This is a genomic window from Cellulosilyticum sp. ST5, from assembly GCF_046529625.1.
GTDB classification, from domain to species: Bacteria; Bacillota; Clostridia; order Lachnospirales; family Cellulosilyticaceae; genus Cellulosilyticum; species Cellulosilyticum lentocellum.
Map to the genome: position 1 here is coordinate 268,463 of NZ_CP132338.1, position 23,173 is coordinate 291,635.

The following is a 23,173-nucleotide window of genomic DNA, read 5'->3' on the forward strand; positions in this document are numbered from 1 at the left end:
GCTGTCATTTTGATCACCCCCTTTTTATAATAAGGTTAATTAAAAATATGAAGGAAAGGAGTGAAACAATGCAGTTTTGGGAAATCGTCATTGTAGCTATTGGACTAACCTTAGAGGCTTTTAATACAGCTATTATTAAAGGTGCAGGCCAAAGAAATTTAACTAAAGGGAAGTTATTTGGCATAAGTTTAGTGTATAGCATCATACAAATAAGTCTTTTAGGTCTTGGTATTTTTCTAGGTTGGTTACCGATGAAGCATTTACAAGGACAACATTTTATAGGAATAAGTGAATGGTTTTCAGCCTTTATTTTAATAGGCATGGGTGTTAAAATGCTAGCTATTATGATAAAACATAAGCAAATTACAGAGCAAAGAGAAAAGGATTTGAATTATAAAGACATCATTAAACTTGCACTTACCACTGGCTTTGATTTGATTGCATTCGGTGTAGTATTAGCACTTTTAGGTACCTCTATATTAAGGGGTTTAATACTTGTTTTTAGCTTAACGGCACTTCTTGTGACCTGTGGTTTATGGATGGGTTATAGACTAGGGACAAAATATAAGTATGTAGTTGATGGCTGTAGTGGCGTAATTCTCATCACCATGGGTGTAAAGGTGGCTTTACACTATTTTCAGCTTATTTAAAGGAGGACGGATTAAATGTTAAACGTAAAGTATCATGTGGAAAAAGCTGTATTAAAACAATTATTAGGTTATCTTAGGAAGGATCCGGAACAGCATTTAAGTAGTATTGTTTCTTTATTACGAAAGGTGGATACAGGAAAGCTTTATACTAGCCAATTTGATATGGTAGAGGAGCTTCTTAAGGAAGAAGATAATAACTGGGTAGAGCTTATGACTAAGCTGACCAAAGAAGTACATCCTCACATTTTAGAAACTATTTTTAGTAATTTCTTGTTAAATGCCTCTATTAAAGGATGGGAAGAAATAGAGAAAAATAGGGAGAAATATGGGCATGATATTCCGTTTACCTTGCTTATTGATCCAACCACAGCTTGTAATAAAAAGTGCATTGGCTGTTGGGCAGCAGATTATAATAAAGCACTTAATTTAAGCTATGATGAGTTAGATAGCTTATTCACTCAAGGAAAAGAATTAGGCATTTATTTTTATATCATGACAGGTGGCGAACCGCTTATTAGGAAAACAGATATTTTAAAATTAGCTAAAAAGCATAATGATTGTGTTTTCATGATTTTCACTAATGGTACCCTTATTGATGAAGCGTTTTGTAAAGCTTTGTGTGAAGTAGGTAATATTGTACCAACTATTAGTGTTGAAGGTTTTGATGATGCTACAGATGGTAGACGAGGTAAAGGTTCATGGGAAGATATTAAACGTGCTATGGCAGTTATGAGAGATAACCGTGTGCCTTTTGGCTTTTCAACTTGCTTTACAACAGCTAACTGCGATAGTGTTTTATCAGAAGCATTTATTGATATGATGATTGATAGAGGAGCTTATTTTTCTTGGTACTTTACTTTTATGCCTATTGGATGTGGTACAGATACCTCTTTAATGGCTACGCCTGATCAAAGAGAAAAGCTTTATCGTACCATTCGTCACTGGAGAGAAACGAAGCCTATTTTCAATATGGATTTTTGGCATGATGCAGAATATGTAGGTGGTTGTGTAGCTGGCGGTAGACGTTATTGTCATATTAATGCTAATGGTGATGTGGAGCCTTGCGTATTTTGTCATTACTCAAATGCTAACATTAAAGAGGTATCGCTAATAGAAGCTTTAGGGCAACCTTTATTTAGAGAATATCAAAAGAATCAACCTTTCAATGACAATCAATTTAGACCTTGTCCTATCTTAGACAATGCGCCTAAAATTGCTGAAATGGTGAAAGCTTCTGGTGCTAAATCTACAGAATATGTTAATCCAGAAGATGTGGATGATTTAGTAGCTAAGACCATAGAGTATGGTAAGACTTGGGCAAAACGTGCAGAGCCATTGTGGGAGGAAAATTTAGCAAGTAAAGCAAAAGTTAAAAAGCAGGGAAATACTTGTGGATAGTAAAGAAGTGAAAACAGGGTACAAAGGTATACGCATCATAGGCTTTACAAGTCTTATGCTTCTTTTAATCTACTTGTTTTTTAAAGATACATATGTAGAAATAGGTTTACAACTTAAAACAGCGGCATTAGGAGGAATTCTACTCATTGCTTTATTAGGAATAGCCTATGTCATATGCGATGGTATTTTAGTTGCTATATTTGCTAAAAAACATAGGTCTACCTATACCTATAAAGAAGGCATTTTAACTGTATGGTATGCTACTTTTTATAAAGGGATTACCTTTGGAAGTGGAACAAAGGTGGCACAAATGTATATGCTAAATGAGCAGGGAATACCACTTGGAATCAGTGGAAGCTTTTTAACTTTAAATTATGCCTTGCATAAGTTGTGCGTGCTTTTATATATGAGTCTAACTATTTCAGGATGGCAGCAACACTTAGCCCATTCCTATACAGGGTATATTTATTTTGGATATGGTCTTAATCTCGTTATTATTGGATGTTTAGTACTGGCATGTACTTGGAAAAGATTTCATGAGCTCATTTTGTGGCTGCTTCGTAAAGGACTGGAAGCTATTAATAAAATAGAACTTTACGAAGGGGTAGAAGCATTTTTAGTAGATTTAGAAAAAGAGAGCCGTACTTTCTTTAAGGCGAAAGGAAGACTTATTATTTGTACCCTACTTAATTTAATTAAATTAAGCTGTTGGTATATAATTCCTTATATTGCTTACTGGAGCATGACTAGAGAAATGCCACCTATAGACTTTTGGGAAGGAATGGCACTTGCCTCAGCAATGAATTTATTAGTAGGCGTCATACCAGCACCAGTAGGAATGGGATCTAGTGAACTGGTTTATTTAATGCTATTTAGCAGTTTATTTGGTAAGTTAACCACTGATTCTACTATGCTACTTTATCGAATGGCTAGTTATTATTTACCCTTCTTAATAGGAATAGGGGTAGTCATGATGAGGCGATTCAATAAAATAAAAGAGGGGGAACCCTGTGAAACTTAAAATTATAAATATCAATTAAGTTATATAGAAAAGAGAAGGATGATAAGTCTTTTAAGATGAGGCATCCTTCTTATTTTTTGCTAACTTTATAAAAGAAAATACTTAGGTGAGAATGGTAGTTGTTAATAAGCAATAGGATATGGAGCTGTCTACTCATTGAAATTATATAAGAAAATCTATGTCAGCAATCCTTCTATCAGGTGTATAATAATAAAAATAGTAACAAGGGAGTGGAAAGGATGAATTTATTTGAACATGAACTACAGATAACGAGTAGACAGATGCTTGTAGATATTACAAGTGCAGTAAAAAAAGATTTAGAAAAAAGTGGGGTAAAAGAAGGGATTGTAGTTGTTTACTGTCCTCATACTACTGCGGGGATTACCATTAATGAGAATGCAGACCCCGATGTCAAAACAGATCTTATTTATGGTTTTGAAAAGGCTTATCCTACTACAGACAAAGAGTACCTTCATTATGAAGGGAATTCTCATTCACATTTAAAAGCCAGTACAGTAGGAAGTAGTGAAACACTCATCGTACATGATAGTGAACTTATCTTAGGAACGTGGCAAGGTATTTATTTTTGTGAATTTGACGGTCCTCGTGTACGCCATTTTTATGTGAAAATTATGGAAGGCTAAGAATAAGCAAAAACAAAGTGATGGGGCAAGCTGCATAATTCTAAACCGTTATCCTCATAATAAAGGCAAGAGTTTCACAGCATAGATAATGAGAAAGGGTTTTTAGATGAAATATATAGTACTTTCCCCAGATCAAAAGCTTATTGGGTTTGAAGATAGCGAACATGTTCTTGAATATTGCTTGGAAGTAGATAATGATAGCTTAGATGATTATTGTGAAGAGCAAGAACTGGTTTATGAGACTATGACACCTACTGAAATAGGACAAATTTACACGAATATTGGTGCTATTTCAGGAGGCTGTCAGATTTTTTTAGTAAGTGATGTACTTAATCTAATGGAAGAAAATGCAGTAGATGATTATTATATTGAAGAGGCCAAGGCACTCTTTGAAGGCAAAAATCTTCTAAAAGAAATGACTTGCCCTGGCTATATAGAAGATCTATTAGGAGAACTGACACCTATTTATCCTTCTAATTTAACAGAAGGTATTTATTTTATGGAAAATATAGATGCACCTAATGATGAAAAGGATAATGGTTAGGACTGTCACTCAGTTATGCCCTCAATTTTACTAAGTATAAGGGAGGTGGCTTTAGTAAGGCCGCCTCTTAATACCTTATATTGCGCATGAAAGTCTTTAGGATAATGAGGAGATAAATTAGAATGGATGTAAAGTGAAGCTATGCCGCTATTATAAGCACCTTCACAGTCAGCATTATAATCATTACCAATCATTAAGCAATCTTGAGGAAGCAGTTTCTCATTTTTTAAAAGTATTTCATAAAAAGCTGAGTCGGGTTTACAGCAGCAGTAATCTGAAGAAAAATAAATACCATCAAAATAATCTTCAATACCTAAGATACGCATTTCTTTTAAGGTAAATTCTCGTTGGGCATTGGAAAGTACAAAAAGTTTCTTGCCAGCTTTTTTTAAGCTACTAAGTAATTCATGAACACTAGGATAGAGCTTAACATACTTAGTAGAGAGAATCCGAAAGAACTGCATAGCCGAAAGTGTTAAATCAGCAGAAGGTATGACTGCTTTAGCAAGAAATAAATCTCTAAATACCTGTTCTAAAGGAAAATCAGGATAAGGTGTATGTGTTTGCTTAGTTTTATAGATATTTACTTTTTCTATGTAGGCATCCTTTAAAGTGGTAGCTGTATAAAGAGCACCATTAAAAGCATAAAAAGAACTAAGCTTTTGCCAAAGTAGTGAAGATTCTTCATTAGTATGAATGTCAATTAAAGTACCATATAAGTCAAAAAGATAGTGTTTGTACATATAAATCTCCTTTGTGAATATTCTGAGTTTATTATAGTTATAAAATGAAAAGTTATCAACATTAAAAAGGATTAAAGAAATAGTAAAGTAGTAAGGGATTAATCTTAAAGGAATGAGGATGTAGGGAATGAAATATCAACCAACTGAAAATAATGTGAGTATATATGGAAGAACTTTAACAAAGGCAGGAATGCTTTATCTTGGCTATTCTTGTACAGGGATAGCTTTTACTTGCGCAGCTAGAAGTGTAAAAGCACGTTTATGGAGTAACAGTAATGCATGGGGAAGTGATTTAAAGGCAGTAGTGGCTGTTTTCGTCAATGATGAACTATATAAACGTTTTGTCTTAGAGGAAATAGAGGCCGATTATGTCCTTTATGAATCAGAGGAAGTGAAGTCTGTAAAAATAAGTTTAATCAAGTTATCTGAAGCGGCTTTTGCCAAGGTGGGGATTAAAGAAATTGATATAGAAGGAAATGATGTGCCAAGACCTATCGGGCCAAAAGCAAGAAAGATAGAGTTTATAGGTGATTCCATTACTTGTGGTTATGGGATTGAAGGAGAGTGGAACAAGTCTATCTTTAACACAAGAGAAGAAAATCCATGGGAAGCTTATGCAGCTACTACAGCCAGAGTACTTGAAGCGGATTATCATCTTGTTTCCTGGAGTGGTAATGGTATTATATCAGGGTGGACTGAAACAGGTGAAATCAATGATGAATGTTTGATGCCAGAGCTCTATGAATATACAGATTTAAGTTTAGAAAAGTCACTAGGGCATGAAAGTTATGAGAAATGGGATAGTAAGCGTTTTGAGGCAGATTGTGTAGTGGTTAATTTAGGAACCAATGATGCGAGTTATACTAAGCATGAGCCAGATCGTATAGCTGCTTTTGGAAGAGGTTATTATCAGTTTTTAAAACGTATAAGAGAAAAACAGCCTAAGGCTTATATTGTTTGTACTTTGGGAGTTATGGGGGCAGACTTATATCCTGAAATAGAAGCTCAAGTAGCACGTTTTAAAAAAGAAGAAAAAGATGAATGTATAGCTACTATGGCCTTTCGTTTACAAGAAGAAAGTGATGGAATTGGTACAGATTGGCATCCTAGCATGCTTACACAAAAAAAGATGGCAGAGCAACTTATAAATAAGCTTCAAGGTTTACTGAGTTGGACATAGATAAAAAGATTTTATTTAAAAATAAAATAACAGTTTGACAGTTGTATGGAAATCGTATATAATAAAAACGTACTTGATATATGTTTATAGATTTCACGCATTATTAGAGATTATAATATATATGATTAAGACGTATATATGTGATTTCTAACAATGCGTGAATTTTTGTTTATATCCATTACAACAATTATTCATAATAGGAGGTACCGCATAATGACAGGTACAGTTAAATGGTTCAACGCAGAAAAAGGTTTTGGTTTCATCGCTAGAGAAGATGGAGATGATGTATTCGTACATTTCTCAGCTATCCAAGGTGACGGATACAAAACTCTTGAAGAAGGTCAAAAAGTTAACTTTGAAATTACTCAAGGTAACCGTGGCGCTCAAGCAGAAAACGTTACAAGAGCTTAATTAGCGAACTAAAAGTCCAAGGGATTAGTCCCTTGGACTTTTTTTGCTATATTCTTTATGAGGTGAGAAATCTAATAGATGAAAGTCCTAAAATATATAAATGAATATTTTTACGATTTCTGAATAGAATGATGCTATTTTCATGCTAAAAGCTATTATAAAATTTAATTATAGATACATTTTAAGGAGGAATTAGCATGAAAGGAATAGAATTGAATGGTAAGTGGCAATTTAAAAGCCGAAAAGATCAGGATTGGTTAGAAGCTTATGTACCAGGCACTTTATATACAGATTTACTCAGATTAGGCAAGATGAAAGATCCTTTTTATGGTGAGAATGAGGAAGAAGTAAAGGCCTTATCAGAATTAGATTATGAATACAAGAGAAGCTTTGAGGTTTCAGAAGCATTATTGACTCAAGATAAAATTGTTCTTGAATGTAAAGGAATTGATACGATAGCAGAGATTTTTATTAATAAGCAAAGCGTCGGAAAAACTCAAAATATGCATAGAACTTATGAATTTGATGTAAAAGGTATACTAGAAGTTGGAATGAATGAGATTCATATTATTATTGATTCACCACTTCAATACATCAAGCAAAAGGATGAAGAAAAATCCTTATGGGGAGTATCAAGTACAGTCCCAGGTTATCAACATATTCGAAAAGCTCACTGCGCCTTTGGGTGGGATTGGGGACCACAACTTCCTGATATGGGTATTTTTAGAGAGATTGCTATTAAAGCATATAGCGAGGCAAGACTGACAGATTTATATGTCAAACAACAACATAGTACTGATGGTGTAAAGCTAGGAATAGAAGTAGAAATAGAAAAGCTTACTTCAAAGGAATTACTTGTTGAATGTCAAATAAGTGATGCTAAAGGGCAGATGGTTGCTCATACATACGAGGCAGCAAATGACTTAACAGCATTTAATATAAATATTGAGAATCCAGAACTATGGTGGCCTAATGGATATGGTAAGCAACCACTTTATGAAGTTAAGGTTATTTTAAAGAATGAAGATAAAGAGTGTGATGTTTTAAGGAAAAGAATAGGTCTGCGCACCTTAAGGATTAAGAAGGAAAAGGATCAATGGGGGGAAGGTTTCTGTTTTGAAATAAATGGCTTGAGTATTTTTGCGCTAGGTGCCAATTATATTCCAGAAGATAATTTGATGGGAAGAAATACACTAGAAAGAACGAGAAGAATATTAGAGACTTGTATTCGTTCAAATTTTAATTGTATACGTGTTTGGGGTGGAGCTTATTACGCAGAAGATTATTTTTATGACTTATGTGATGAACTAGGGCTTATTGTATGGCAAGATTTTATGTTTGCTTGTGCAGTATACAATTTAACAGAAGACTTTAAAGACAATATTATGGCTGAATTTGAAGATAATATTAGACGACTAAGAAATCATGCAAGTCTTGGATTATGGTGTGGTAATAATGAAATGGAATCAGCTTGGTGCTATTGGGGACTTCCTGAAGACCAGAAGCTGAGATTGGATTATCTTAAAATGTTTGAAGAAATACTTCCAGAAATGGTAAGAAAGTTTGATCCACAAAGATTTTATTGGCCATCCTCTCCTTCTTCAGGAGGCGGATTTTTTGAGCCAAGCGCACAGGATAAAGGAGATGCACACTATTGGGATGTATGGCATGGTAAGAAGCCGTTTGAGGATTTTGAAAATCAGTATTTTAGATTTGCCAGTGAATATGGTTTTCAATCCTTTCCTAGCATGAAGACCATTAGAACGTTTGCAGAAGAAAAGGACTTTAATATATATTCTCCAGTTATGGAGCAACATCAAAAATGTATTGATAATGGTCATGGGAATGCAACAATAATGTACTATATGGCTCAATACTATCCATACCCAAAGAATTTTGAGATGACTTTATATGCATCACAAATTTTACAAGGAGATTGTTTAAAAGTTGCTATCGAACATTGGAGAGGAAATCGTGGTAGATGTATGGGATCTACTTATTGGCAATTAAATGATTGCTGGCCAGTAGCTTCTTGGGCAACTATAGACTATTTTGGAAGATGGAAGGCATCTCAATATTATGTAAAAAGGGCTTATGCACCAGTGCTTATATCTGCTAAAGCAGAAGAGGGAGGATGCAGCTTATACATTACTAATGATACATTAGAGGTGTTTAAGGGAGAAGTAAGTTGTCAGATTGTACATCAAACTAAAGGAGTACTTCATGAAGAAGTATTTGGAGTAACAGCTGAGAGCTTATCAGTAAGGCATATGATAACCATTCCGTATCAGCAGTATATTACTAATAGAAGTGATGAAAGAAATATCTACATTGTTTATAAGCTCTACAGTGATAAAGTATGTATTAGTTCAGATACATTATTATTAGTTAAGCCTAAGCAATTTGAATTTAAGGAGCCTGGGTTAAAAGTTGATATAGTAGAATATGAAGACCATTTCGGAATAAAAGTAAAAAGTGATGTATTTGCAAGACGTGTAGGAATTGAGTTTAAGGAAATCGATACGATATTAGAAGATAACTATTTTGATGTATATCCTAATATAGTCAAAGAAGTTAAGTTGATGAAAGCAGACTTAGATAATGATATAACAAGAGAAATGCTACAAGATCAAATCAAGCTTACTAGTGTATATGATTTAATGTAAGCAACAAAGTGAAGAAAGGCAAACTGTAGTTGCAGTTTGTCTTTTTTCAATGCACAAATAATAAATTGAAAATTAAAAATAAATATAACTTTAAAAATTAGATAATTGAGTATACAATATATCTATACGATATATTTAGAGGAGGTGTTTAAGATTCTAGAGTCTATTGTTTTAGGTATGGTACTAGAAGATGATCTAACAGGCTATGATATAAAAAAGCTTATAGAAAATGGTATTGGTATTTTCTATAAGGCTAGTTTTGGTAGTCTGTATCCTGCACTGAAAAAGCTAACTGTAAATGGGCATTTAACTACTTACGAGCAACCTCAAGGGGGTAGACGAAAAATATTTTATCATATTACAGAGGAGGGAAAACAGCATTTCTTTGAGTGGCTTTCAGCACCTATAAATATACTTGATGGAACAAACACGCATTTAGCTAAAGTATACTTTTTTGATAAATTGCCACCAGAAATCCGTGAACATCAATTACTGGAACACGAAATGAATAACATTAATTATTTGAATAAACTTCAAGCGCTAGAAAAGGATTTTGATAAGATAGAAAATAAGGATGGCTTTTACTATAAGCTATCTACTCTTTACTATGGCATTTGTATAACACAGGAAACAATTCGATGGTGCCGCCATGTTCGGAGTCAAAAACAACTATCTGAATTAATTGAAGGAGAGGTAGAATAATGAATGGATTAGGAGCCAGGCGTTCTATACTTGTTTCATCGCATTATAGCTGTGAAATACATTGTTATCATTTAGATGGATATAAGGCAAAGAAAGGATGGCTTGTCTAACAAGTCAAAGGTGATGTTATGCTAATGAAATCTCCAAGTAATGCTTTAAGTCCTTATTACTATAAAGGTGGTTACTTTCATGGGATACATTATGGTAGCTATTATGATGATAGGGAAGCTTTGTTTTCTATGATGGAAAGAGAAGAAGTGTTCATTTTAAATTCTTCAGAAAGGAGAAGGATTTTAATCGATTTTTACGGAACAAGTGTATCTCAATTGATGTTAGACAAGGTTGTAGAGCATATTAGGCATTTAAGTCCTAGAATTATCAAACTTGCAATAGCAACTGATAAGAGAAGTCTATGGCATATTTGTAAAGCGATTAAAAAAGCAAATATATTAGAAAACGGACAACTTTACTTTAGTACAGATATGGAAGAAGGAAAAACATGGTTAGTTAGTGATGAATTTAGAAACAAGGCTTAATTTTAAAGTAACAAATAAAAATGAATAGCTTTCATTAATTAGGGCGTATTGCGTGGAATTGTGCAATATGCCTTTTTAACTTGAAAATAACCTTAAAAAACTTTTCTAAACCTTTAAGATTAATTTAAGGAACGGCTAGTATACTCATTACATAATCAGTCAGCTAAGCGCTATGATATAAATAATCAATAGGAAACGGAAAGGGAGGAAAAGCAATGGCTAGTACAAAAACCAATTATGTTTTTGAGCGTGTAGAAAAGAAGTACTTGCTAACGAAAGAAAAATATCAAGCACTCTTAAAAGCAATAGAACCTTATATGGCTCAAGATGAATATGGTATGCATACTATTTGTAACATTTACTATGATACACCTACCTATGATCTCATTCGAACTTCCATAGAGAAACCTAAGTACAAAGAGAAGCTTCGTCTGAGAAGCTATGGTAGACCTAATAAAAAGGATACAGTGTTTATAGAAATTAAAAAGAAATATAAAGGGGTTGTTTTTAAAAGGAGAGTTTCTTTAACGTTAGAAGAAGCAGAGCGTTACTTAAATAGTGGTATCAAGCCTAAAAAAGAGAATCAGATATTTAAAGAAATTGATTACTTTATGGCATTTTATAAACCTATTCCAAAGGTTTACTTAGCTTATGACAGAATTGCTTACTTTGGTAAAGAGGACTCTAATATTCGTATTACCTTTGACCATCATATCAGAAGTAGGCAGGGAGATCTAAGCTTAGGAAAAGGAGATTATGGTGATTTTCTTTTAGATAACAACGAGTACTTAATGGAAATCAAGGTACCCTTAGCCATGCCACTGTGGTTAGTGCATACGTTATCAGAATTAGAAATTTATCCTACTTCCTTTTCGAAGTATGGAAATGTTTATAAACAAAGCTTATTAGAAATGAGGAGGGAACAAAGATGCTTACAAGCATACTAGATACAGGAGCAGGAACAGGAACACTTCAATTAGGAAACGTTTTAATTTGTACAGGAATAGCATTGATTTTAGGTGTAATCATTGCTTTAGTTTACATGTCAGATGGGAAATATACGAAGAACTTTACAGTATCTTTGGTGATTTTACCAGCACTTATTCAAGCGATTATTGCAATGGTTAATGGTAATTTAGGAACCAGTGTTGCTGTTTTAGGAGCTTTTAGTTTAGTAAGGTTCCGTTCAGTACCAGGTAATTCAAAGGATATTTCTTATATTGTATTTGCCATGGCAATTGGACTAGCTACAGGTGTAGGCTTTGTTAGCTTTGCGGTATTAATGACAGTGATTATTGGTATAGCATTCTTCCTATTATTTAAAACAAAATTTGGAGAAAAACAATCTCCAGAAAAAGAATTAAAGGTAACTATTCCAGAAAATATTGATTATACCACTATATTTGATGATCTATTTGCAAAGTTTACAAACAAGGTAAGTTTAGAAAGAGTAAAAACGACTAATTTAGGTAGTATGTATGAACTACATTACATGATTGCTTTAAAAGAAGAGAATAAAGAAAAACAATTAATAGATGAACTACGTTGTAGAAATGGTAATTTGCCTATTGTATGTGGTAGGCCAAAAGTAACGAAGGAAGAACTGTAGATAAGACTGATTGAGAAGGTGGTATGATGAATAAGAGATTAAGAAAGAATATACGCTTGCTAGGCATGATAGTTTGTATAAGTTTATTTACAGGTTGCAGTAATAAAAAAACAGACATAGCTAGTCAAACGCAGCAAGAAACACTCACAGTAGAAGAAAATCAATCCAATAAAGAAAATACCATAGGAGAATCCTTAATAGCTCAGGTCGTTAACTACGAAGAAGATGATTACTATACATCATGGGAAAATACTGTGGCAGCAACTATTGAATTAAAGGAAGACCAAATTAGTTTTGAAGGAAATGGTGTAAAAGTAGAGGAAAGTACGCTTACTATTGAAAAAGCAGGGACCTACGTAATAAGTGGAACATTAGCAGATGGAAGTATTATAGTAGATGCAGCAGATAAGGCAGCAGTACGCCTTGTTTTAAATGGCGTAGATATTAATTGCACTACAACTGCTCCTGTTTATGTCAAACAAGCCGGTAAGGTAGTTTTAAGTCTAGAAGAGGGGACAACCAATCGCTTTACAGATGGAGAAAGCTATATATTAGAAGATGCCAGTAGTGATGAGCCTAATGCAACTATTTTTAGCAAGGATGATTTAACTATTAACGGAAAAGGTAGCTTAGAAGTAATAGCCAATTACAATAATGCCATTACCTCTAAAGATACTTTGAAATTAATGGAAGGCACATTACAAATAGAAGCAGTTGATGATGGGATCATGGGGAAAGATGCTGTCATCGTAAAAACAGGTAATGTTCAAATCACAGCAAAAGGTGATGGTATTAAAGCCACTAATGATACAGATGAGACAAAAGGGTTTGTAGCCATAGAAGATGGAAACTTTAATATAGTAGCAGGAGCTGATGGCATTCAAGCTAAAACAAATGTCTATATCGCAGAAGGAACGTATACGGTAGAAACTGGTGGAGGAAGTGCTAATGCAGTTAAAAAGCAAGAACAAAATCAAGTGGCTGGACCTATGGGAAAGGGCCAAACTAAGGTCAGCACGACAGCTACGCAAGTAGAAGATATTACAGCGACTACTACAACGGAAAATACAGATGAATCAACTAGCTACAAAGGCATTAAAGGAAGCAAAGCTATTTATATTAGTGGAGGTACTTTTACATTAAACACAGCGGATGATAGTATCCATAGCAATGATACCATTGCCATTAGTGGTGGAGACATGACTCTAACATCGGGAGATGATGGTATTCATGCAGATACCCAGCTAAATATAGGAGAAGTAAAATTGACTATTACAAAGAGCTACGAAGGACTAGAAAGTAGTGAAATTAATATTACTTCTGGAGAGATTAACGTAATGGCTAGTGATGATGGTGTTAATATAAGTGGAGGAAATGATGCTTCCGCTATTAATGGAAGACCTGGACAAAATAGTTTTGCAAATACAGAGGATGGCAAGCTCACTATTAGTGGAGGCACTCTTTTTGTAGATGCTTCAGGTGATGGTTTAGATGCAAATGGTTCAATTGAAATGTCAGGAGGCACAGTTGTTGTAAATGGGCCAACCAATGATGGCAATGGTGCATTAGATTATGATGGTAGCTTTAATATAACTGGTGGTGTATTCATCGCTGCTGGTAGTGCAGGTATGGCACAAGTACCTTCAAGTAGTTCTACTCAACCAAGTATAGCCATGACTTATTCAGCCAATAAGCAGGCAGGAGAAATGATTCATTTAGCTGATAGTAATGGTAATGCTCTACTGACTTTTGCACCTACTAAAGCTTACCGTTCTGTAGTCATTTCTACACCTGAAATAAAAACAGGAGAAAGCTATAGTTTTTATGCAGGAGGTAGCGTTGCAGGTAATGCTACTAATGGCTTATATGAAACAACTGCTGCTTATACACCAGAAGGAGAGGCTGTTAGCTTTACACCAACTGACATAGTCACCTATTTATCAGAATCTGGTGTGACAACAGGAAACAGTGGTTTTGGACCAGGTGGTAATGGTGGAGGTGGAAGAGGTGAAAAGCCAGATAAAGGAGCTGCAACTCAGGATGGTACTACACCTCCAGCTATACCAGATGAGAGTAATAGACCAGCTTTGCCAGAAGGTACAATGCCTTCAGAAGGAACAATAAAACAAGGTGAGGAAGGTATGACACCACCAGAAATGCCTACAGGGGATAATACTACAGAAGGTATGGCGCCACCAGAGAAACCTACTGGGGAAAAAGGTGCAAATGGAACACCACCAGAAAAACCAAGTACTGAAGGCAATGTAGATACTACAACAGCTCCAAGTGAGAATAGTAGTGCACAGTAAATAAAAGCAAGGACCATTGTCCTTGCTTTTATTGTTAACACTAATTAATTACCTGTTTTATATATCGTAGGTGCAGCTGCATAAGTATCCCAAGAAATAATAAGAGATTCTGTTAACTGTTCTTTATTATAGGTTTCTCTAATAGTTTTAACTTTATAGCCTTTATAGCCAGAAGAAATTAATGAACGTGTTCCTTTAGGTAGCGAACTATCTTTTTTATAACGAACAGGTGAAGGAATAACTTTGTAAACTTCACTTTTAAGGACATAAGTTGTATCTAATAAACTGTGATTAGAATATAAATCAATACAAAGCTCATTATCTTTTGTATAAGCGACGATATAAAGAGGATATTCTAAGGTATTAGTAAACTTAAAATCAATAGAATCCCAATTGATTGTAGCATCTAGTCCCAGAGGTACATAAGAAGAAGGCCTAGAATGAGGCAGTCTTTCTGTAGGAAGTAAGCCAATTTGCAAGATGGCATTATATAAAGTAGAAGAAACTTGGCATACACCGCCTCCAACACCCTGTACCATTTGATAGTTGGCAATAACAGGTGCATAGGTATAGCCTTTATCTAGCGTTGTATTACCTACTATACCATTAAAACTAAAGGTTTCGCCAGGCATCAGTAGGATATTATTAATGGTAGCAGCACAAACAATAATGTTGGTAGCGTTACCTGTACCTGGAGTAAAACGCGTGTGATAAGAGGTGACAAGGGTATCAACAGTTTTTAGTACTTCCGTAGTAATATCAGGATTGCTTGTTGAAATAAAAGAATTCATATCGATAGTTGTTATGTCAGCCAACTGTTTATAGTCCATTAGATAGTGATGAAGTTTTTCTAGAAGCGCAGTCTTATCAAAAGAAATGGTTGCAACATGAGGTGTTAGCTTAATATCACCGCTTGGTGTAATGTGAATAGCTGCATCTTTAGAATCAACAGTTTGACTAGTAATCAAATTGATTGCAGCTGTTTGTAATTTTTGCTCATCAAAATTTAATGAGATTTCAAAGTTTTTAGGGGCCTCTCCTTCTAATAAAGCTGTTTTATCTAAAAAAGATAACTGATTAGGATAGTGTAAGGCTTCCTGAATAATGGCCGTCAAGTTTGTATCAATTAATAAATCGCCTAAAGAAAGCTGAAGACGAGTATCACCTAATGTTAAGATTAATTGCTTATCTAAAATAGGGTTTAGATAATACTCGTTAACAACAGTGATGGCTTCTTCAGCTGTTTGATTACCTATATCTATATTATTAATAGAAATATTTTTATAAAGTCTTACATCGTACTGTGCAAAAATAGAAGAAAAACCTAGGATACCACTTATAATAATAGCTAGTCCACCACAAAGAAGTTGCAAAACAAGAAGTTTAAGTATGTAAATTTTATTTTTTATCATAGGCAACTAGTTTTTGAAGAAATTTAAGATATTATGAATACGAGTTTCTTCAGTTTCGACTAAAGTGGTTTCTTCTTGAATGAGTTTTTCTTTTAAGCGGACTTGTTGATGATACTCAGCAATGATGGCATTTAAGCGATCAATCTCTTGTTTAAGATTTTCAATATCATTAAGATTAGCAGTAGTATATTCATCAATAAACCCTTTTAACTTAGTTGAACGTGTATGACCATCATCTAATAGTTTATCAATATTCATAGCTGAGGCTTTAATGATATTATTGACGGTTGTTTTCTTGACAAAGTCAGGTAATTCTGCTGGTAAAGCATTGATTAAGTTTTCTAATAAGTAAACAGAATCTGTAACAGCAACAGTATCTAGGTCATACTTAGTATAAATTTCTTTAATACTTAAATGACGGTCATAAGTAGCTGCTTTTTTGATATCTTCTTCAGAAATAGGGTTTGGCATAGTCGGTGGCTCCTCTATTATTTCTTGTACTTTGATAGTTTCTTCAGTCTCAATTTCCGGCGTTACTTCTACAGCTTCTTCAGAGGTAGCGAAAGATGAAACTTCTTCATCGGTAGTGGAAGTATCTTTTTCAACAAATTTATACTTTTCCAATATAGACATCATTTTTCCCATCTAGTTGACCCTTTCTCTTATAATATTTTATTTATAATATGATATGTATTATGTAAGTGTTTAATAGGATGCCTCCTATAAGAATCAGAGAGGCGGATAAGATATAATAAGCCTTGCGGGTTAATTTATAATCTATAAAATGTAATAACCAATTAATGAAATACATTAAAACATTAATGATTATTACAGTTGAGCATGTCCCTATTAGTAGATAAAAAAAGAGCATTTAGGTACCTCTACATCATTGTTTAATAGAATCTTAATAAAAATAATAAGATATTTAACGTCATACAATATTATATAATATTAAATATCTTATATCAACATATTTAAAAAAATGATAAGATTCGAGAATTAAAATAATTTATAATGAGGTTTCTCTTCTCCAAAAAGCTGCCAGCGAATAAAATCATCTAGAAAAATAGCAGGCAAGGATAAAAAGAACCATATAAAGCTAAAGGGCAAGCAGACTTGACCTAATATGTTAAAAGGAAGATGGCTATAATCCCAAATAGCAAGATGTAGGCCTAAGTTGAGGATGACTCCAGCTACAAATTCTAAGGCAGTAATAAGAATGGCAGACATGGCCATTTGCTTAATTAAGGAAAAATCATAACTAAAGGTGCTATTGATAAGACCAATTAGAAGGAAGCAAAGGCCTCCTAAAATGCCCATAGTCCAGTGAGTACTTCCACTAAAAAGGATTTCAATCATCATATATAAGAGTCCACCTAGACTAAATAGGGTAAAATATTTAAAAAAAGTTTTCATATCAATTTTCCTTCCAAAGAAATGTTAAAGTTAGTATGAACGGGGAGGTATTGACTTATACTAAGGTTTAAGTTATAAAAGAAGGATATGTGAAACATAAATAAAGAAAACAGAGACAACATGGAGAAACTAGAAATGGAACAAAGTACTTTTTTGACACAGTTTTTATTGTTAAGTAATCCACTAACAGTGGCATTTATTGGTGTATTAATCATTTTATTTTTTGGTATTAGACAAATGGAAAAAAGAAAAATTAAGTTTTCCATTCGCATGATTATAAGTACAATAATTGGGCTTGTACTTGGACTTATTATTCAATGGGTAGCTGGATTTCCAGAGATACCAAAAGATATTGTGTGGTTAAGTGAAGTATCTAGCTGGTATGGGCTAGTAGGGAATGGTTTTATGGATCTTTTAAAGATGCTTGTCGTACCACTGGTATTTTTATCTATTGTGAGAGTTATTATGAATATGCAAGGAGAAGGTATTGGGAAGCTCACTGCCAAGACTATAGGAATGCTTTTAGGAACCACTGTTATTGCGGCTATTATTGGTGTTATTGTAGGACAAATCTTTGGATTGGGTTCAGGAGATATTGTGGTTATCCAAGATGCAGAAATACGTGAAATGTCATCTATTGTAGAAACTTTTAGAGGACTTCTTCCGGCTAATCCTGTTAAAGCCATGGCAGAAGCTAATATTGTTGCAGTCGTTATCTTTGCAGCTTTTATTGGTATCGCTATTAGAAGGATGAGCAAAAAGCATGGGGAAGTGATAGAGCCATTTGTAAAATGGATAGAGGCCTTTTACAAGATTATTTTAAGTGTAGCTATGACGATTATTAAATTTATGCCTTATGCAGTTATTGCACTTTTAGCTAATACAATTACTGCAAGAGGTGTAGGAGCCTTAAGCTCAGTGCTTCATTTTATAGTAGCTATTTATTTAAGTTTAGCCATTATGTTTGTGATTCATTTAGGAATAGCTCTATTGAATGGTCTTAATCCTATTCAATATACAAAGAATGTATTAGAGCCGCTAGTACTTGCTTTTACATCACGCTCTAGTTTAGGGACTTTACCTGTAACGATTGAAGCACTTCATAAGAATGTGGGAGTGGATGAAGGAGTGGCTAGCTTTGTAGGAAGCCTTGGCTCCAATATGGGTATGAATGGTTGCGCTGGTATTTATCCGGCTTTAATGACAGTGATGTTAGCCAATATGACAGGCACACCAATGGACTTTAGTTTTTATGTGATGTTAGTCATTATTATCACTATTAGTTCCCTAGGTATAGCTGGTCTACCAGGAAGTGCTACTATTGCGGTATCTGTGGTTATATCAGGAATGGGAATGGGTGCGTATTTCCCACTAGTAGGTGGGGTTATTGCTGTTGACCCTATCATTGATATGGGACGTACTATGGTTAATGTAAGTGGGACACTTATTAGTGCTACTACAGTGGCAAAAACAGAAGGTAAATTAAACAAAGAGATATTCAGTAAGAATGAATAAAAGAATATAAAGAATGATAAATAGAAATAGTTAAAAAGGAAGAATTTTAGAATAGTAAGTTCTAAAATTCTTCTTTTTTGCATTGCAAAATATTTACTCATATAAAAATATAAGATATAGTATAATTATGTAGAAATAAAGGGGGAATTATAGCATGAAGCAGTTTAAAAAAGTAAGTTGTATTTTATTAATGCTTCTAGCGTGTAGTACAGTGGTGCAAGCAGAAGAGATAACACCAGTAGTGACTACCAATCAAACAACTGTTTATAGAGATACAAGTGGAATGAAGTTAGATTATATACAGATACCGGGCTTTCTAGTAAGTCCTCTCCAACAAAAAGGAGAGGTGCTAGCACCTTTTAATCAATCTAGGATTGGCTATTTTCATCAAGGAATAGATATTAGAGCAGCTGAAGGAACCCCTATTTTTGCAAGTGCTGATGGCATAGTGACTAAAGCAGCACCTGATTCAAAGGGTGTCACTAAAGGCGGCGGACATATGATTTTTATTGATTATGGCAATGGTGTAGAAGCAAGATACATGCATTTAAGTGCTTATGGTGTAATAGCTGGTGATGATGTAAAAGCTGGTGATATTATTGGATTTACAGGAAACACAGGTGACAGTAGTACACCGCATCTGCATTTTGAATACTACATTGGTGGACAAGCTATCGATCCTGCTTTTATTTTTGAAGCAAGTGGCATTATTGGAGATGAAGTAGTAGTGCCTATCAGTCAGAAAAACAATGAAGAAAGCTTTTTGGTTATTCAGGGATAAAAAATTAAATTTATGGGAACCTAAAGTGAAAAGGATACGTCTAAACTAATGGCTAGTTAAGTTTAGCAGATTATTAATTGACTTTAGGAGAAACAAAAATGAAAATAAACAAAAAACTTTTAGCAGTAATCATGACATTGGTAATTGGAAGTGCAGCTTTAACAGGTTGTGGGCAAAAAACAGAACAACCATCAGTAACGCCAACTGAGTCTCCAGCGGTAGATGAAGTTACACCAACTGAAACACCAGTGGTAGATGAGAATGCAGGCGGAGTGACAGGAGAAGAAGTGACAGGAGAAACAGATCCAACACCAGCCCAAGAAACTTATTTTGTAGCAGTTGATGGTATTGAAATGCCAGCAGGAATGGCTATGGATAGCACTATGTTTGCTGATACTTATGGTATTGATACAAGCTTATTAAACAGCTATTATGTACAAATGCCAATGATGAATGTACATGCAACAGAGGTTGCTGTATTTGAATTAAAGGATACTAAAGATGCTGATAAAGTAATGGCTGGTATAGAAAAAAGACAAAAAGCTTTAGTAGATCAATGGAAAAGTTACTTACCAGAACAGCTTGAATTAGTTGAGAACTATAAAACAGCACAAAAAGATAATATGATCTTATTTGTTATTAGCCCAGAAGCAGATCAAATTGTACAAAAATTTGAATCAGCAAAATAATATAGAATAAATATAAACGAATAGGTGTAAAAAATAGAGATAATAAAAAGCCATGGATTCCCATGGCTTTTTATTTATAGTCCTAACTCACAAGCAACAGCTTCCACATGACCTGCTACTTTTACTTTACGATAAATTTTAGTAAGAATTCCCTTTTCATCAATCATAAAAGTACTTCTTTCAATACCCATACTTATGCGTCCATACATATTTTTTTCTTTAAGTACATCATAAAGTTTACATACCTCTTCATTGCTGTCCGAAAGGAGCACGAAAGGAAGATTGTATTTAGCAATAAATTTATCATGAGAAGCAAGGGTGTCACGGCTTATACCTAAAATAATAGTATTTGCATCAGCAAAGGCATTAAAGTGGTCACGAAAAGCTTCCGCTTCTCTGGAACAACCTGGTGTATTATCCTTAGGATAAAAATACAAAATAACTTTTTTACCTAAATAATCACTTAAACGATGCTCCTTTTGGTCCGAACCCATTAAAGTAAAATCAGGAGCAACCATACCTTCTGTTAAAATCACATCTGACATTATATAACCTCCTTAGTAATAAAGTTCTAATTAATAATTATTATCCTATAAAAAGTATTGTTTGTAAAGAGAATCGTGTGTAAAATAAAAGAAAAAGTATAAGGAGCGCCTATGTATATTATTATTTCACCAGCAAAAACATTTAAAATACCTGATAATACATCTCTTAAGCCTTATGTACCACTCACTTTTCACGAGTCTACTAGAACTTTAGTAAAGCAGCTTTCACAATATACCGTAGAGGACTTAAAGCAGCTCATGAAAATGTCAGAGGCTTTAGCAGAAGTAAATGAGGCCAGATACAAAGCATTTTTTAATCCAAGCCAAGACAGCTATGAAGCTATCTATGCTTTTTATGGTGAGGTTTATAAAGCCCTCCAAGTAGAAAGCTTCGATCATGAAGCTATAAGCTTTATGCAAAATCATATGGGCATTTTATCGGGTTTGTATGGTTTAATTAAGCCTTTAGATAGGATACAAGCCTATCGACTAGAAATGGGGACAACACTTTCAGTAGGAGAGAAGAAGAATTTATATGAGTTTTGGAAAGACGATTTAACAAAATATGTCTTAGCTCAGCTGGAAAGACAAAAAGAAAAAGGCTTTTTGGTCAATTTAGCTTCAGAAGAATATAGTAAAGTATTAGACTTAAAAGCAATTAGTAAACAATATCCAGTTATTCAAATGAGCTTTAAAGAAGCTAGTGGAGAAAATTATAGAGTAGTAGGTATGTATGCTAAAAAAGCTAGAGGTCAAATGTTACGCTTTATTTGTGAAAATAAAATAGAACAAGTAGAGGAGTTAAAGCAGTTTTCAGAATCTGGATATAGCTGGAATAAAGCACTATCTACAGAGAAACATTTAGTATTTACAAGAAATAAATAAAATGAAAAAGATGAAAAGGGAAAAGGCCTTCCAGGGGAGTTGGAAGGCCTTTATATGGGGTTAAAAATAGATAACTTAAGTATCTAGGATTACATCATAAAGGTTTAATGTGATGATTAAGTGAAGGGAAAATGATAATTAGAAGAAAACATAAAAATACAAAAAAACATTATCCATATATTCAAAAGTTACAGAAAATATGATATAATAATTTGTATAATATGATTAATAAATAGATGAGAAGAGGTGGTTATATGGGTGAAGCTGCTACAGTTGCTTGCCAGCCAATGACATTCCAAGGTGAAGAAAGTCGTCATAGCAATAATTTTTGTGTTAATCAGTTACCGCATAAAGATAAATTACTTTGGCATATCATTACGAAAACGGATACTGACACAGAAATTAGGTTTAATGTAAAAGAACATCATACGTACAAAGAGGATGATCTAAGATTTGAGAATATCCAAAATGGTACGATTACCCCGTATTATGCTTATAGAAACCTATATATATCAGAAGTAAAAAATGTCACTGGCCATTTTATTGTAAGAGTAGAAGCTATTGATTAGAATAATAAATTAAATATAATTAGAAAATATGAAAAAGATGTTCTTTTAAAGGACATCTTTTTATTTTGGGGTGTTTAAAGGAAGAACCCAAAGATGAGGAAGTAGTGGAATCAAAAGAAGAATAAGGTAATGCACTTTCTTCAATGGTGACAAATACCTTGCTAATAGGAATATTAACAGTATTTGTGTAAATAAGTGAAAAGAATAAGAAAATAATATATAATAAATGTAGTTGAAGAGAGGAGCGTAAGATGAACGCATTTGAAAAGAAATACAAACCATCTAAGAAGCAATTTATTATTCCTACTATTGTTTTTATTTTATGTGCGGTAACAAGTATTTTTTTGTTTTATCAGGGCAAGGCAAGAAGTATAGATCCACCTAAAACTAGTTTTCTTGTACCGGGAACTACTATACTTGATCTAACACAGTCAGGTCGATATACGATTTATTTAGAATTAGATACTTTATTTGAAGGTAAGCATTATGAAGCACCTGAAGTTATAGAGGGACTAAAATGTGAAGTGATGAAGGATGAGACTAAAATAAAGGTTGAAACAGCAGATTTGAGTTATAGTTATAATAGAAATGGTCAAAAAGGCGAATCGTATTTTAATTTTACTATCGAAGAGCCAGGAAGCTATACTATTATTACGACTATAGATAATGAGCAAATGAAGGAAGCTGTATTATCTGTAGGACTTAAAAATGAAAAAATGGTTAGAGTACTGCAATTTACTGTAGGTGCCAGTGTATTAATGTTAGTTGGAATATTTGAATTTATAGGTTACATGATTTATGGTCTTATTAAGTTAATGATTTATAAAACTAAATTAAAACAAAATACATATTGATAAGAGCTAAAAATAAAGAAGCTGGATATTAAAACTAATATAGCGTTAGCAATAAAAAATGGACTAGAATAAAACTATTAAAGGAGGGTGTATA

At 33.7% G+C, this 23,173-nt stretch carries 24 protein-coding genes; 19 read left to right on the forward strand and 5 right to left on the reverse strand.

The window, feature by feature from the left end; translation table 11 throughout:
* Positions 1-68: 68 nt before the first annotated feature.
* The 5 genes from QTL86_RS01245 (at position 69) to QTL86_RS01265 (ending at position 4,257) form a co-directional block, all read left to right on the forward strand.
* A complete protein-coding gene (locus tag QTL86_RS01245; protein WP_190283394.1) occupies positions 69-650 on the forward strand; it encodes a manganese efflux pump MntP family protein in 582 nt (193 codons plus the stop codon).
* A 15-nt stretch (positions 651-665) separates the two neighbouring features.
* Entirely contained in the window at positions 666-2,048 is a 1,383-nt protein-coding gene (locus QTL86_RS01250) for a radical SAM protein (protein ID WP_410496271.1), read from the forward strand.
* A complete protein-coding gene (locus QTL86_RS01255; RefSeq protein ID WP_410496272.1) occupies positions 2,041-3,069 on the forward strand; it encodes a lysylphosphatidylglycerol synthase transmembrane domain-containing protein in 1,029 nt (342 codons plus the stop codon). The genes QTL86_RS01250 and QTL86_RS01255 overlap by 8 nt, the downstream gene beginning before the upstream one ends.
* 239 nt (positions 3,070-3,308) lie before the next feature.
* A complete protein-coding gene (locus QTL86_RS01260) occupies positions 3,309-3,713 on the forward strand; it encodes a secondary thiamine-phosphate synthase enzyme YjbQ (RefSeq protein WP_127067443.1) in 405 nt (134 codons plus the stop codon).
* A gap of 106 nt (positions 3,714-3,819) precedes the next feature.
* On the forward strand, positions 3,820-4,257 hold the full coding sequence (locus QTL86_RS01265; RefSeq protein ID WP_410496273.1) for a hypothetical protein: 438 nt from the start codon (positions 3,820-3,822) through the stop codon (positions 4,255-4,257).
* Positions 4,258-4,262: 5 nt separating this feature from the next.
* On the opposite strand, the gene QTL86_RS01270 is transcribed toward QTL86_RS01265, so the two are convergent.
* Positions 4,263-5,000: an HAD family hydrolase gene (locus tag QTL86_RS01270; RefSeq protein ID WP_410496274.1), complete on the reverse strand. Its 738-nt coding sequence runs from the start codon at positions 4,998-5,000 to the stop codon at positions 4,263-4,265.
* Positions 5,001-5,127: 127 nt separating this feature from the next.
* Here QTL86_RS01270 and QTL86_RS01275 point away from each other — a divergent pair, with 127 nt between their 5' ends.
* From QTL86_RS01275 to QTL86_RS01310, 8 genes are all read left to right on the forward strand, one after another.
* Entirely contained in the window at positions 5,128-6,180 is a 1,053-nt protein-coding gene (locus tag QTL86_RS01275) for a GDSL-type esterase/lipase family protein (protein WP_410496275.1), read from the forward strand.
* Positions 6,181-6,390: 210 nt separating this feature from the next.
* Positions 6,391-6,591 (forward strand): cold-shock protein, encoded by a 201-nt coding sequence (locus tag QTL86_RS01280; protein ID WP_242825805.1) that lies wholly within the window; start codon positions 6,391-6,393, stop codon positions 6,589-6,591.
* A 197-nt stretch (positions 6,592-6,788) separates the two neighbouring features.
* Complete coding sequence (locus QTL86_RS01285; protein ID WP_410496276.1) at positions 6,789-9,257, forward strand: beta-mannosidase; 2,469 nt, start codon at positions 6,789-6,791, stop codon at positions 9,255-9,257.
* Positions 9,258-9,401: 144 nt separating this feature from the next.
* Positions 9,402-9,959 (forward strand): PadR family transcriptional regulator, encoded by a 558-nt coding sequence (locus QTL86_RS01290; RefSeq protein WP_243118613.1) that lies wholly within the window; start codon positions 9,402-9,404, stop codon positions 9,957-9,959.
* A gap of 134 nt (positions 9,960-10,093) precedes the next feature.
* Positions 10,094-10,495, forward strand: coding sequence for a hypothetical protein (locus QTL86_RS01295; RefSeq protein WP_243118612.1), 402 nt, complete (start codon positions 10,094-10,096; stop codon positions 10,493-10,495).
* A gap of 215 nt (positions 10,496-10,710) precedes the next feature.
* Positions 10,711-11,442, forward strand: a complete 732-nt coding sequence (locus QTL86_RS01300) for a polyphosphate polymerase domain-containing protein (RefSeq protein WP_410496277.1) — start codon at positions 10,711-10,713, stop codon at positions 11,440-11,442.
* Complete coding sequence (locus QTL86_RS01305) at positions 11,424-12,104, forward strand: DUF4956 domain-containing protein (protein ID WP_013658087.1); 681 nt, start codon at positions 11,424-11,426, stop codon at positions 12,102-12,104. Before QTL86_RS01300 ends, QTL86_RS01305 begins: the two co-directional genes overlap by 19 nt.
* Positions 12,105-12,130: 26 nt before the next feature.
* A complete protein-coding gene (locus QTL86_RS01310; protein WP_410496278.1) occupies positions 12,131-14,413 on the forward strand; it encodes a carbohydrate-binding domain-containing protein in 2,283 nt (760 codons plus the stop codon).
* A 44-nt stretch (positions 14,414-14,457) separates the two neighbouring features.
* Here the strand turns inward: QTL86_RS01310 and QTL86_RS01315 are convergent, their stop codons facing one another.
* The 3 genes from QTL86_RS01315 to QTL86_RS01325 all read right to left on the reverse strand — a co-directional run bounded on the left by QTL86_RS01315 (position 14,458) and on the right by QTL86_RS01325 (position 17,187).
* Positions 14,458-15,825: a VanW family protein gene (locus QTL86_RS01315; RefSeq protein ID WP_410496279.1), complete on the reverse strand. Its 1,368-nt coding sequence runs from the start codon at positions 15,823-15,825 to the stop codon at positions 14,458-14,460.
* 6 nt (positions 15,826-15,831) lie between these two features.
* Positions 15,832-16,470 (reverse strand): hypothetical protein, encoded by a 639-nt coding sequence (locus tag QTL86_RS01320; RefSeq protein ID WP_127067436.1) that lies wholly within the window; start codon positions 16,468-16,470, stop codon positions 15,832-15,834.
* 354 nt (positions 16,471-16,824) lie between these two features.
* Positions 16,825-17,187: a putative ABC transporter permease gene (locus QTL86_RS01325; RefSeq protein ID WP_410496280.1), complete on the reverse strand. Its 363-nt coding sequence runs from the start codon at positions 17,185-17,187 to the stop codon at positions 16,825-16,827.
* A gap of 174 nt (positions 17,188-17,361) precedes the next feature.
* Here QTL86_RS01325 and QTL86_RS01330 point away from each other — a divergent pair, with 174 nt between their 5' ends.
* From QTL86_RS01330 to QTL86_RS01340, 3 genes are all read left to right on the forward strand, one after another.
* Complete coding sequence (locus tag QTL86_RS01330; RefSeq protein WP_410496281.1) at positions 17,362-18,756, forward strand: cation:dicarboxylate symporter family transporter; 1,395 nt, start codon at positions 17,362-17,364, stop codon at positions 18,754-18,756.
* Between the two features lie 154 nt (positions 18,757-18,910).
* The gene (locus tag QTL86_RS01335) at positions 18,911-19,537 is read left to right on the forward strand and encodes a M23 family metallopeptidase (protein WP_410496282.1); all 627 of its coding nucleotides are present in this window, start codon (positions 18,911-18,913) and stop codon (positions 19,535-19,537) included.
* A gap of 98 nt (positions 19,538-19,635) precedes the next feature.
* Positions 19,636-20,226: a DUF4358 domain-containing protein gene (locus tag QTL86_RS01340; RefSeq protein ID WP_410496283.1), complete on the forward strand. Its 591-nt coding sequence runs from the start codon at positions 19,636-19,638 to the stop codon at positions 20,224-20,226.
* A gap of 74 nt (positions 20,227-20,300) precedes the next feature.
* Here the strand turns inward: QTL86_RS01340 and QTL86_RS01345 are convergent, their stop codons facing one another.
* Positions 20,301-20,759, reverse strand: a complete 459-nt coding sequence (locus tag QTL86_RS01345; RefSeq protein ID WP_334290685.1) for a peroxiredoxin — start codon at positions 20,757-20,759, stop codon at positions 20,301-20,303.
* 123 nt (positions 20,760-20,882) lie between these two features.
* Between QTL86_RS01345 and yaaA the strand changes: the two genes are divergently transcribed.
* The 3 genes from yaaA to QTL86_RS01360 all read left to right on the forward strand — a co-directional run bounded on the left by yaaA (position 20,883) and on the right by QTL86_RS01360 (position 23,079).
* Entirely contained in the window at positions 20,883-21,656 is a 774-nt protein-coding gene (gene yaaA / locus QTL86_RS01350; RefSeq protein ID WP_410496284.1) for a peroxide stress protein YaaA, read from the forward strand.
* 254 nt (positions 21,657-21,910) lie between these two features.
* Entirely contained in the window at positions 21,911-22,225 is a 315-nt protein-coding gene (locus QTL86_RS01355) for a hypothetical protein (RefSeq protein WP_013658077.1), read from the forward strand.
* 251 nt (positions 22,226-22,476) lie between these two features.
* The gene (locus QTL86_RS01360; protein WP_410496285.1) at positions 22,477-23,079 is read left to right on the forward strand and encodes a hypothetical protein; all 603 of its coding nucleotides are present in this window, start codon (positions 22,477-22,479) and stop codon (positions 23,077-23,079) included.
* Positions 23,080-23,173 lie beyond the last annotated feature (94 nt).